This is a genomic window from Herpetosiphon geysericola, assembly GCF_001306135.1.
GTDB classification, from domain to species: domain Bacteria; phylum Chloroflexota; class Chloroflexia; order Chloroflexales; family Herpetosiphonaceae; genus Herpetosiphon; species Herpetosiphon geysericola.
The window spans coordinates 201,713-213,011 of record NZ_LGKP01000015.1 but is presented as its reverse complement, the minus strand read 5'-3'; the positions used below and the strand labels follow the sequence as shown (position 1 = coordinate 213,011).

11 protein-coding genes are annotated in these 11,299 nt (G+C 51.5%); 10 read left to right on the top strand and 1 reads right to left on the bottom strand.

Translation table 11 applies throughout. The features are described from left to right. Nucleotides 1-61 precede the first annotated feature (61 nt). Nucleotides 62-1,396 (bottom strand): hypothetical protein, encoded by a 1,335-nt coding sequence (locus SE18_RS09620; RefSeq protein ID WP_054534234.1) that lies wholly within the window; start codon nt 1,394-1,396, stop codon nt 62-64. Nucleotides 1,397-1,598: 202 nt separating this feature from the next. Between SE18_RS09620 and SE18_RS09615 the strand changes: the two genes are divergently transcribed. The 10 genes from SE18_RS09615 to abc-f all read left to right on the top strand — a co-directional run bounded on the left by SE18_RS09615 (nt 1,599) and on the right by abc-f (nt 11,198). After that, nucleotides 1,599-2,246 (top strand): ABC transporter ATP-binding protein, encoded by a 648-nt coding sequence (locus SE18_RS09615; protein WP_054534233.1) that lies wholly within the window; start codon nt 1,599-1,601, stop codon nt 2,244-2,246. Further along, the gene (locus tag SE18_RS09610) at nt 2,239-2,931 is read left to right on the top strand and encodes a heme exporter protein CcmB (RefSeq protein WP_054534232.1); all 693 of its coding nucleotides are present in this window, start codon (nt 2,239-2,241) and stop codon (nt 2,929-2,931) included. The genes SE18_RS09615 and SE18_RS09610 overlap by 8 nt, the downstream gene beginning before the upstream one ends. Before the next feature lie 27 nt (nt 2,932-2,958). Next, on the top strand, nt 2,959-3,921 hold the full coding sequence (locus tag SE18_RS09605) for a cytochrome c biogenesis protein (RefSeq protein ID WP_054534231.1): 963 nt from the start codon (nt 2,959-2,961) through the stop codon (nt 3,919-3,921). Beyond that, nucleotides 3,918-4,142, top strand: a complete 225-nt coding sequence (locus tag SE18_RS09600; RefSeq protein WP_054534230.1) for a CcmD family protein — start codon at nt 3,918-3,920, stop codon at nt 4,140-4,142. The genes SE18_RS09605 and SE18_RS09600 overlap by 4 nt, the downstream gene beginning before the upstream one ends. After that, nucleotides 4,135-4,539, top strand: a complete 405-nt coding sequence (locus SE18_RS09595; protein WP_054534229.1) for a cytochrome c maturation protein CcmE domain-containing protein — start codon at nt 4,135-4,137, stop codon at nt 4,537-4,539. Before SE18_RS09600 ends, SE18_RS09595 begins: the two co-directional genes overlap by 8 nt. Before the next feature lie 58 nt (nt 4,540-4,597). Further along, nucleotides 4,598-6,943 carry a heme lyase CcmF/NrfE family subunit gene (locus SE18_RS09590; RefSeq protein ID WP_054534228.1) on the top strand — a complete coding sequence of 782 codons (2,346 nt, stop codon included), beginning with the start codon at nt 4,598-4,600 and terminating at the stop codon, nt 6,941-6,943. Nucleotides 6,944-7,003: 60 nt separating this feature from the next. Then, nucleotides 7,004-7,774, top strand: coding sequence for a tetratricopeptide repeat protein (locus tag SE18_RS09585; RefSeq protein WP_054534227.1), 771 nt, complete (start codon nt 7,004-7,006; stop codon nt 7,772-7,774). Nucleotides 7,775-7,782: 8 nt separating this feature from the next. Next, nucleotides 7,783-8,352: a TlpA family protein disulfide reductase gene (locus SE18_RS09580; protein ID WP_054534226.1), complete on the top strand. Its 570-nt coding sequence runs from the start codon at nt 7,783-7,785 to the stop codon at nt 8,350-8,352. A 40-nt stretch (nt 8,353-8,392) separates the two neighbouring features. Then, nucleotides 8,393-9,073 carry a response regulator transcription factor gene (locus SE18_RS09575; RefSeq protein ID WP_054534225.1) on the top strand — a complete coding sequence of 227 codons (681 nt, stop codon included), beginning with the start codon at nt 8,393-8,395 and terminating at the stop codon, nt 9,071-9,073. A gap of 175 nt (nt 9,074-9,248) precedes the next feature. Beyond that, nucleotides 9,249-11,198, top strand: coding sequence for a ribosomal protection-like ABC-F family protein (gene abc-f, locus SE18_RS09570; protein WP_054534224.1), 1,950 nt, complete (start codon nt 9,249-9,251; stop codon nt 11,196-11,198). Nucleotides 11,199-11,299: the final 101 nt, after the last annotated feature.

Sequence of the window (11,299 nt, the reverse complement as noted above, 5' to 3'; positions counted from 1 at the left end):
CTGCTTAAATGCCAACCGATCGCCATGACGACGATCGGTTGCGCAGCTTTCAATTAGCGTGCTATTGGGTTTTGACGATCGGGATAAAGGTTTTATGGTCGAGCACCAGCACTCGTACTGTGATCGGATTGCGAGCTTGAGCGCTGCCCCATGCCCAACCGCCGCCAGCAATTGGCACTTCGCCCGTTGCCCCAGCATCAATCTCGATTGTGCCAGGAGCGATGGCGCGTAAACCAATTTTGCGGCAGTGAGTTGGATGTTCATTAAATTTACATGGCATCGTCAATGGCGGGTCAAATTGTACTGTTCCGGTTGGGCTAAGCGTAATGCCGGTATAGGGCACGCCAATATTGACATACTGGATGGTCAAGCTGAACGCATCGCCAACATTAACCAAGTTGGGAGCACTCAAAATCAGTTCTTTAACAATCGGCGTAACGGTGGGACTACCGCTCGCTGGCGTGTTCGTTGGGGTTCCAACACATGGGCTAGCATTAAGTACCAAGTTGGTGGGACATGGCGTAATAGCCATGGTTGGGGTTGGAGTACACGGCGCTTGCGTCACCTGGGGCGCTTGTTGCATTGGCAACGTTGTTGGCGTATAGCACGGATAACTTGGAAACGTTGGCGTTGCCGTGCGTGTGCCGGTTGGCGTTGGCGTAAACGTTGGCGTAAGGCATGGATTGCTTGGCGTTTGGGTCAACTGCGGTGCTTGGCGTTGCCCCAGATTTGGCGTTGGCGTAACGGTTGGCGTAACACATGGATTACTTGGCGTAACGGTTGGCGTAGCATTCGGATCGCTAATTGTGACCACGAGCGGCGCGCGAGCCGAACCCCAGCCCCAATACCAACCATGATTATACGATTCGCCTGTTGCTGTCGCATTGATAATCAACGTTCCAACATTGGTAGCGCGAATGGTGATAGCGCTACAGCCTGTTGGGTGCTCGTTATACTTACAGGGCATGGTTAAAGCTGGATCAAACTGGGCCAACGAGGAATTGTTGAATCCAATGCTGGCGTAGGGCATGCCAAGATTGATATACTGGATTGATAGTGTAAAGACTTGCCCAACAACCACTTGGCTTGGGCCACTCAAAATCAGTTCAGGTTGGACAAAACAGGGATCTGCGGTTGCGGTAATCGTTGGCGTACCACTTGGTGGCAGCGTCGGGGTCAAATTGGGAACCCGCGCTTGGCTATTCTCACCCCGTGGAAAACAGCTAGGAGTAGCTGTCGCCGTAGGAGTAACCGTCATTGACGGTACTATAGTACTACCTGATGGGGTTTGAGTTAATAAGACCTTGGCGCTTGTTACGTCAGGACGCTTAGCCACAGCAAAGCCAAGCAACACCGCACACAAGCTCACTAACAGGGCCAGCCGCCTGTTATTCATAGGGGTCCTCCTCTAAATTAGATTAATGGGCCTAGGCTTCTAAGTATTCATCAACCATGTCTACTCCCGCTATAGGACAAATGGCCCAAAAATCAAGCTATCTAACCAGCTATATATCAAAATTACCTTAAAGAACCCAACCTGAAATGCTGAGCTGGAGAGCATCAAAGCGCCAATTGGCTATGATACAATAGACTCTGTGATGAATCGAACAGATGCGGCGCTACAACTGAGCTGGCAAGCCCTTGCCAAAACCTACAGCACCCGCCCGGTCTACGACCAGTTGGCGGGCGAATTGCATCGGGGCGAAGTTTTGGCGGTGCGTGGCCCAAATGGCGCTGGCAAATCGACCTTTTTACGCTTGTTATGTGGCCTCGAACGCCCAACTGCTGGCACAATTGCCTATCAATGGCAAGGCCAAACCTATAACCCAAACACAATGCGGCCATGGATTGGCTTTGTTGGGCCAGATGTGGCCTTGTATCGCGAATTAAGCGCGCTCGAACATTTGCAATTTTTAGCCAAGGCTCGTGGTTTGGCCGCCGACCAGGCCTATTGGCGCGAGCTATTGGCTCAAGTTGGTTTGGCTGGGCGTGAGCATGAGCGGGTGGCCCATTTTTCATCGGGAATGGCGCTGCGCTTGAAATATGCAATTGCCCTTTTAGCCAAACCACCAATCTTGCTGCTCGATGAACCAACCGCCATGTTCGATGAGCATGGTCGCCAATTAGTTGCCCAACTCGTTGAACAACAACGCCAACATGGCCTAACCGTGTTGGCAACCAACGACGAACGCGATGCAGCTTGGGCTGATCTTGTTTTGACTGTAGGAGCCGCCGCCCGTGGCTAAACCAGTATTTTGGCAGGCTGCATGGGCCGTTGCCTATAAAGATTTACAAATCGAGCTGCGCACCCGTTATGCGCTCAATGCAATGGCGTTGTTTGCAGTTACAACTGCGGTGATGGTCAGCTTTCGCTTAGGGCCGTTGGGCCTAAGCCGCGACCCGCGTTCGGCAGCAACCTTAGCAGTGCTTTTATGGATTGCAATCTTTTTTGCGGCGATGAATGGTTTATCACGGACGTTTGTGCGTGAAGAAGAAGCGCACACGGCGACCTTATTGCGCTTGAATGTGCCAGCGTTGGCGGTTTATTTGGGCAAATTAGGGGTCAATTTATTGATTTTGGCCTTGCTCGAAACCCTGGTCACGTTGCTCTTTATTGGTTTGTTGAATGTCACGATTGCCAACGTTGGCTTGTTTCTGGTCACGCTCAGTTTGGGCGGCTTAGCCCTCGCTGGGGCAACAACTATTTTGGCAACCTTGGTAGCCAAAGCCGATGGTAAAGGCTCGTTGTTTACGATTCTGGCCTTTCCGTTGGTGCTACCACTCTTAATTATTGCGGTTGAAACAACCGAATTAGCGCTCAGCGGCGGCACATGGGCCGCTGCTGGGAGCGGCTTACAATTGCTTGCGGCCTACACCATTGCTGAACATGTGGCTGCACTTTGGCTTTTTGAACGAGTTTGGGAAGCATAAACGCTCTCATGGTGGGAACAATTAAGCATGCTTGCGACAACCTTTAAGTGGTTTACTGGAATTTGGCTGGGACTGGTCGCCGTGGCCATGTTTTTGTGGGTACCTGCTCACGAGGGCTTGGGCAACGTTGGACGAATTGTGATTATGCACGTGCCAACGGGCTGGCTGACCAGCGTCGCCTTTTTGTTTTCGGCAATTTATAGCTGGCGCTACTTGCGCCATGGCCGCGCCCGCGACGATGCCTTGGCCTTGGCTGCGGCAGAATTGGGCTTGATTTTCAGTGTTTTAGCAACCGTTACGGGAGCGATTTTTGCCAAAGTTGTGTGGGGAACCTACTGGAATTGGGACCCACGCGAAACCGCAATTGCCGCATTAATGCTGATTTATGCGGCCTATTTTGCCTTGCGAACCTCGATTGAAGATCGCCAACGCCAACGCTACCTTGGTTCGATCTATGCCCTGCTAGCTTTTGTAGCGGTTCCGTTTTTGATCTTTGTGATTCCACGGGTCACCGATGATACGCTGCACCCTAATTGTGCAATTTTGAATACGCCCAATTGCCAAGGCATTGAATTGACCGAAAATGGGCGAATTATCGGCACCGTCGAGGATTTCAAAGTTGAATTATTGGGCATCGAGCAACAAGCTGATCTGACGGTTGCCACGGTCAGCATTGTATCGAATGGCACAAATTACACCTTAAAACCGTCTTTTAATCGGGCCAGCAATAAGCCCGAAACGATTGAGCGCTTGCCCGAAACCTTGCGCGACGTGCAAATCAAGCGCTTAGTGGGCGAACCAGGTAATCAAACGGTCGAAATTGCAATTGCCAACACTGGCAATATTGGCCTGTTGACTGAGCAACGCACCTTGTTAACCTTCTTTGCCAGCCTCTTTGGCTTTACGCTGCTGTTTTTCTGGCTCTGGTGGTTGCGGGCCGATGTGCTCGACATCAATGAACAATTAGTACAACAAGGAATAACGATATGAATGGATTAACCGACCCAGGCCTCGCCATGTATGTGGCGGCGGCAGTGACCTTGGTGGTTTGGCTGGGCATTTTTGCCTATTTGCTAAAAATTGACCGCCAAGCCAAAGCCCTGCGCCAAGCCTTGCAAGAACGTCAAACCAACCCTAGCACCGAAGCAACCAACACGCCAATTCGGCCAGAACGGGTCAACCCCGAACGAAAGGAAACCAGCAATGTCTGAAGCAACAACTCCTCGTTTTCGGCTTAAACCGCTGCATATGGTCGGAATCGCGCTCCTGGTCTTGGCTGGCTGGTTGGGCTTTACCTCAATGGGTGATTCGCTTACGCCCTATGTCAATGTAAGCGAAGCCAAAGCCAGCGGACGCAATGTCCAAGTGATGGGCTATCCCCAAAATCAAGGCACCGTCGAAGCGGGCGCATTCCGCTTTACCATGCGTGATGAAATGGGCCAGCCAATTGAAGTGCTGTATCGCCAGCCCAAGCCAGGCAACTTTGATCAAGCGATTAGTGTGGTCGCGATTGGCGCATTCGATGAGAGCGAAGACATTTTTGTCGCCGACGATTTGTTGGTCAAATGCCCATCGAAGTATCAAGAAGATACCCAAGCTGCCAAGTAGGTCGGATGGCTTGTGCCTGCTTGGTGCAAGCCAGCAAACCAAACCCTGAGGATTGTCGATGAATTTATTTATGTTTGGCACATTGTTGCTGGTCGTGGCCTTAGTTGCAACGTTTACCGCAACCACATCCTATATATTGCTGATCGCAGGCCAGCGCACTGCCTTGAACTGGGGGCGTTGGGGCGTGCGGATCGCCGCCGTTGCGATCGTTGTGGCAGCACTATTACTTTTGGCATTGTTCTATTTTGGGCGTTATGAGTTTGATTATGTCTATAACTACTCATCGAACGATTTAGAGCTACGCTATAAACTTTCGGCGCTGTGGGCTGGGCAACAAGGCTCATTTATGATTTGGGCCTTAGTTGGCTTATTGGCAGCGCCGTTGCTGCTGCGGCGTTCGCGCGAGTTCGAGCCGTTTGTGCTAATGCCCTTGATGGCGGTGCAGGTGGCGATTATCAGCTTTATGCTGATCAATAATCCATTTGCCTTGCGCTTCGATGTTGCCAAACAAATCATCTATGCAGAAGATGGGCGCGGCTTGAACGAGTTGCTACACAACCCATGGATGGTGATTCACCCGCCAATTTTGTTCTTGGGCTATGGCTTGTTGGCAATTCCGTTTGCTTATGCCATCGCTGGGCTATGGCGGCGCGATTACGATGCTTGGGTCAAAGCAGCATTGCCATGGACAATTACGGCGTGGGTTGTGCTGACCACAGCATTAACCCTTGGCGGTTATTGGGCCTACGAAACTCTTGGTTGGGGTGGTTATTGGGCTTGGGACCCAGTCGAAAACTCATCGCTCTTGCCATGGCTCACCGTAACCGCCTTGCTGCACGGTATGTTGGTGCAACGCGCCCATGGTGGCTTGCGCCGCGCCAACATCAGCCTTGCGATTGCAACCTATGGCTTGGTGATGTATGCCTCGTTCCTGACCCGTTCGGGAATTTTGGGCGATTTCTCGGTGCACTCATTTACCGAGGATGGCCTTGGCACGACCATGGCGGTGGTGTTGATTCTTGGCTTAGTAGCTTCGCTCGCCATTTTCATCAAGCGCTGGCGCGACATTCCAATCAACAAGCTTTCAGAAAATCTCTTTTCACGCGATAGTTTGTTTGTGCTTGGCATGTTTTGTTTGGTCATTATCACGCTGATTGTGGGCATTGGCACCTCAATGCCGCTGTTTTCGCAAACCCCAGTCTTGCGCGATGGCCTGCGCACGACCTTTGCCAAAGCGTTTGATATTGCTGCCAGCCAAGATGGCCGTTTTAGCTTGCAACCAAGCTTCTTCCGCACCGTCACGCCGCCGTTTGGCTTGGTTGTGATTGGCTTAATGACCTTGGCTCCGTTGCTTGGCTGGCGCGGCGGCAACATGCGCAAGTTTATCTATGCCCTACGCATGCCAGCAATTCTGGCCGTGGTTGCAACGGTGGTTGGTTTGCTGCTCGGCGTGCGTAAACCGTTGTCATTGGCCTATCTTGGGCTGGGCAGTTTAGGCTTAGGTGTAAATCTGTTGATGATCGTGCGCACAGTGCGCGGCGGCTGGATGCGCATCGGCGGCTATGCGGCGCATATTGGCGCAGCCCTGCTGGTGATTGGCTTTGTCGGCTCATCGGCCTACAGCTCGCCCGACATCAACATGACGATTCCCTTGAACACCACCCAAACCGCGTTTGGGCACAAAATTACCTTCGAAGGTTACGCCACCCGCACCAACAACCAAGGAGCCGAAAAAGGCGTGATCGATTTGGCGGTGCAACGCGAGAATGGTGCAGTCCAAGATGCAGCGCCGCAGCTGTATCTCAACCCCCGCGACGGCCAATGGATCAGCAATCCAGCGATTATTCGCGAATGGTGGGGCGATTTGTATATCTCGCCAGGTAAATATTTGGCCGAGAGCAACCCCAATTTGCTCACCTTGGCCCAAGGCCAAAAAGGCAGCGTTGGCCCCTATAGTTTTGTGTTTCAAAACTTCGATTATAGCTTGCCCGAAGGCCATACTGGCGCTGAAACCAACACCGATGAAATTACGATCAAAGCCCGTTTGACCTTCTACGATGAAGCTGGCAACGCCACGACGATCGAGCCAGGCTTACGGGCAATTGCTGAGGTTGGCAACCAACCAGAGCCATATACCTTGGCCGATGGCAATCAAGTGTTGATTTCGGCGCTAAGCTTGGAAAATCGCCAAGTACAATTGCAAATCGTTGGCTTGGATTTGCCAATCTTGCCAGAACGAGCTGATATTTTTGTTAGCACCAAACCGGCAGTTGGCTTGGTTTGGGTTGGCACTGTTGTGATGACGCTTGGTGGCTCGTTGGCAGCTACGCGCCGCTTTATCGAACATGCCACCAAAAAACGCGCCCAAGCCAGCGTGCCTGAGGCCGCAACCCAAGCAGCTTAATTGTAGTAAACGCTGCGGATGCAGGCGCTGCTTGCATCCGCAGCGAGTGAGTTTAAAAGCATGTCGGAACAACCCGATGAATTAGATTATCGTCCGCTGCCACCGCGGCGCGGCGATTCACCAATTAAACCAATTGATGTTGAGCGCGCAGTGCGTTGGCGCTGGCTGAATGGCTGGCTGGTCTTGGTTGTCACAACCGCGCTGGTGCTGGTTGGTACTGGCGGCTTGATTTGGATCAATACGCGTCCGCCAGCAGAGACAACTCCGCAAGAAATGCCGCTGTTTGCTTCGGCAATTTTGAGCGAAATTAGCGATCCTAATGTGCGCGACCAACTCTTGGCACTTGATGCAAGCACATCACAGGCCCAAAACGTGATCAACCAAAACCCGCGTGATCCGAATGGCTGGATTATGCTTGGCCATGCCCATTATGATTTTATTCAAATGATTTATGAGCATGCACCGAATGGCCAAGCCTACGTGCAAAACCTCAGCCGTTGGATTCAAGCCAGCGATGCCTATTCGCAAGCCTTGGCCTTGGATAACTTCCAGCCGTTGATCCGTTCGGATCGGGCGGTGGCGTTGGCGCGCTATGGCATTGGTTTTGGTAATCCATTTTATAGCGAACAAGCGCTTGCCGAGGCTGAAACCGCTTTGGCCCAAGATGATCAGACCTTGCTGGTGTTGCTGAATGTCGGGCGCGTGTATGCCCTGCTGCCAGAGCCACGCATGGACGATGCCAAGCGTTTATGGCGCAAAGTGATTGAACTTAGCCCCAACAGCATCCAGGCCCAGCTAGCCCAGAGCCTGCTTGATGGAGCCAAACCCTAGGAGCAATTATGACCAGCGAACCAGAAGCACCCGTTAAGCAAGGCCTTTCGCGCAAAGAATGGCTTTGGCTTGGTGCAGGAATTATTGTCGCAATTATCGTTATTGCGACGGTGGCAATCTTAACGAGTGGCAATAGTAATAAACCGCAAACTGTGGTTGGGATTGACCGCCCAGTGCCTGCCATGGTGCTGAAAACGGTTGATGGAGACAGCTTTAACCCAGCAGAATATCGCGGCAAGCCCTTAATTATTAATTTTTGGGCCTCGTGGTGCGAGCCATGCAAGGAAGAAATGCCAGCCTTAGTGCGCACAGCCGAGCGTTATGGTGATAAAATCGCCGTCGTGGGCATCAACCTGACCGACCAAGATAAGGATCAGGAAATTCGGCGCTTTATTCAGCGCTACGCCGTAACCTACCCGATTGCGCTCGATAATGAGCGCGTTGCTCAACAAGCATTTGGAATTTTTAATATTCCAGTGACTTTTTTTATTGATTCTGAAGGGATTATTCGGTATACTCGGATTAATGCGATTACCGAGACTGAGATGGATCATGTATTATCAGAATTATTGCCCTAAAAAATCGGGTTAGTGTTTTTTTGGAGAGGATCTCTCACGTATGGAACAACCATTAATTTTAGTTGTAGATGATGAACCCGATGTAGCCCAGTTGCTCTCGTTGCAACTCACCATGGAAAAATATCGGGTTCAAATTGCCTACGACGGGCCAACTGCCATCGAGTATGTCCGCTCGCTCACACCCGATTTAATCATTTTGGATGTGATGTTACCAGCCATGGACGGCTATGAAACCTGTCGGCGGATTCGTGAGTTCAGCAATGTGCCAATTCTGATGCTCACTGCCAACATTCAAGACCAACAAATCGTTTCAGGCTTGGATAGCGGTGCCGATGATTATATGACTAAGCCGTATAGCCCAAGCCAATTGCTGGCCCGCGTGCGTGCCTTGTTGCGGCGGATTCCACCGCAACGGCCAATTATCACCGCTGGCGAAGGCTTGATGGTGCTCGATCGCCAACGCCGCGAGTTGAAAGTCAAAGATAAAGTGATTGATCTCACGCCAACTGAATATCAGTTGTTGATTTTGCTGGCTGATAGTGTTGGTCAAGTTGTGCCCCACGAAAAATTGCTTGGCTCGATTTGGGGCAGTGGCAAAGAATCAGATCACGATTCGCTAAAAGTGTATATCTGGCATTTACGGCGCAAATTAGAAGACAACCCCCGTCAGCCGAAAATTCTGCTGACCGAATGGGGTGTTGGCTACCGCCTCGCCGAATAAACCAATGCTGCTTGTAGCTTGAGGAATAAGCGGCACGATCAACGCCGATCGTGCCGCTTTGGCATTTTAGCGGCTCCTGCTCGACCGAACGCAGCAAGTAGGCGTGCTCCTCAAGACCGATAGCCAAAACTTAAAGCAATGGTATGATGAATAAAACCTTGAGGAGCACCCGCTAATGTCTGTCTTAATTGCAAATGATCTCGGCAAATGGTTTGGAGCCGATCAAATATTTGAAGCTATTTCGTTCCAAGTGGCCCGTGGCGATAAAATTGCCTTAGTTGGGGTTAACGGAGCTGGTAAATCGACGTTGATGAAAATTATTGCTGGCATCGATAGCGCCAGCGAAGGTGCGCTACATCGCTCACGCGGTTTACGCGTCACCTATCAAGCCCAAGAAGCAACTTTTGCCCCCGATTCGACCTTGGAGCGCGAAGCGCATGCAGCTTTTGCCGCGCTCAGCGCCATCGAAGATGAAATGCGCCAACTCGAAGTAACCATTGCCAATCCCGATGATCCGCAGTGGGAACAGGCAATGGAGCGCTATGGCGAGTTGCAACATCGCTATGAGCATGCTGGCGGCTACGAAAAAGAACATCGCATTACCCGCACCATTCAAGGGCTTGGCTTTACTGATGCCCAGTGGACGCAGCCAATCGCCCAGTTTAGTGGTGGTCAACGCACCCGCGCTGCGCTCGCCGTGGCGCTGCTCGGCGATCCCGATATTCTCTTGCTCGACGAACCAACCAACCACCTTGATATGGCGGCCTTGGAATGGCTCGAAGGCTTTTTGCGCGAATGGGATGGCACATTAATCGTTATTTCCCACGACCGCTACTTCCTCGACCGCGTTTCAAACCGCACATGGGAAATGGAATGGGGCCGCTTGCAAGATTACGCCGCCTCATATTCAAAATATCAAACAATTAAAGCTGAACGTATGGAACGTTTAGCCAAAGAGTTTGAAGCCCAACAGCAGATGATCGCCAAAACCGAAGAGTTTATTCGGCGCTTCAAGGCTGGGGTGCGCGCTCGCGAAGCCAAAGGCCGTGAACGCCGCTTGAATCGCTTCAAAGAAGGCTGGAATAGCATTCACGGCCATGTGAAGGCAATTGAAGGCCCGCAACGCCGCAAAGAACTCAAATTTGCTTTGCAGACCAATCTTCGTTCTGGCGATGTGGTACTGGCCTTAGAGCAACTTGGCGTTGGCTACACCGAGAACGGCCAAAACACGACTTTGCTGCAATTTGATGAATTGTATGTGATGCGTGGCGAACGGGTGGCCTTGCTTGGGCCAAATGGCAGCGGCAAATCGACCTTGCTCAAAACCGTGGTTGATCAACTTAAGCCGCTGGCTGGCAGCTTTGAGGTTGGGGCCAATGTGCAACTTGGCTACTATGCTCAAGGCCACGAAGGGCTTGATTTCAATAATACGATTTTAGATGAAGTGTTGCGCCATAACCCGCAAATGGGTGAAACCCGCGCCCGCACGATGCTCGGCAACTTCTTGTTTACCAGCGATGATGTGTTTAAGCAAATTCGCGATCTTTCTGGGGGCGAGCGTTCGCGCGTCGCGTTATCGCAGTTGATGCTCAACGGCGGCAACTTTTTGATGCTCGACGAACCAACCAACCACTTGGATATTCAGGCCCGCGAAGCGCTTGAGGGTGTACTTAATGATTTTAATGGTACATTACTCTTTGTCTCGCACGACCGCTATTTTATCGATGCGGTGGCTGATACCTTGTGGTTGGTTAATGATGATGGCAGCATTACCCGCTTCCCGGGCAATTATTCGGCCTTAGCCGCCCAACGTGAAAACGAACGCCGCGCCGCTGAAGCAGCCGCCATCGAGGCCAAACGAGCCGCCGAGCGCCAAACCAAGGCTAATAAAGCCAATCCCACGCCAGTACCAGCGAGCGCCAAACGCCAACTCCAAAACCTTGAGCGCGAAATTGCCAGCTTGGAGCAACGCAAAGCTGCGCTTGATGCCGAAATTATGCAGGCCTCAACCAAACAAGATACCCGCAAAATTGGCGAACTTGGCAGCCAATATGCAGCACTCGAAAACCAACTCAGCGATTTTTATGCCCGCTGGGAGCAATTGGCCGAAGAAGTCGGAGCGTAACGAAATTATGAATTATGAATTATGAGGGATGAACGTAACCGCTAAGAGCGCGAAGAACGCTAAAGTTCAGGTTTTGGCACTAAACAGTGTTAATAGCAGTC

Bases quoted from the DNA above. Each gene is read 5' to 3' on its own strand.
- SE18_RS09620 (WP_054534234.1), bottom strand. From the start codon at position 1,396: ATGAATAACAGGCGGCTGGCCCTGTTAGTGAGCTTGTGTGCGGTGTTG.
- SE18_RS09615 (WP_054534233.1), top strand. From the start codon at position 1,599: ATGAATCGAACAGATGCGGCGCTACAACTGAGCTGGCAAGCCCTTGCC.
- SE18_RS09605 (WP_054534231.1), top strand. From the start codon at position 2,959: ATGCTTGCGACAACCTTTAAGTGGTTTACTGGAATTTGGCTGGGACTG.
- SE18_RS09600 (WP_054534230.1), top strand. From the start codon at position 3,918: ATGAATGGATTAACCGACCCAGGCCTCGCCATGTATGTGGCGGCGGCA.
- SE18_RS09595 (WP_054534229.1), top strand. From the start codon at position 4,135: ATGTCTGAAGCAACAACTCCTCGTTTTCGGCTTAAACCGCTGCATATG.
- SE18_RS09590 (WP_054534228.1), top strand. From the start codon at position 4,598: ATGAATTTATTTATGTTTGGCACATTGTTGCTGGTCGTGGCCTTAGTT.
- SE18_RS09585 (WP_054534227.1), top strand. From the start codon at position 7,004: ATGTCGGAACAACCCGATGAATTAGATTATCGTCCGCTGCCACCGCGG.
- SE18_RS09580 (WP_054534226.1), top strand. From the start codon at position 7,783: ATGACCAGCGAACCAGAAGCACCCGTTAAGCAAGGCCTTTCGCGCAAA.
- SE18_RS09575 (WP_054534225.1), top strand. From the start codon at position 8,393: ATGGAACAACCATTAATTTTAGTTGTAGATGATGAACCCGATGTAGCC.
- abc-f (WP_054534224.1), top strand. From the start codon at position 9,249: ATGTCTGTCTTAATTGCAAATGATCTCGGCAAATGGTTTGGAGCCGAT.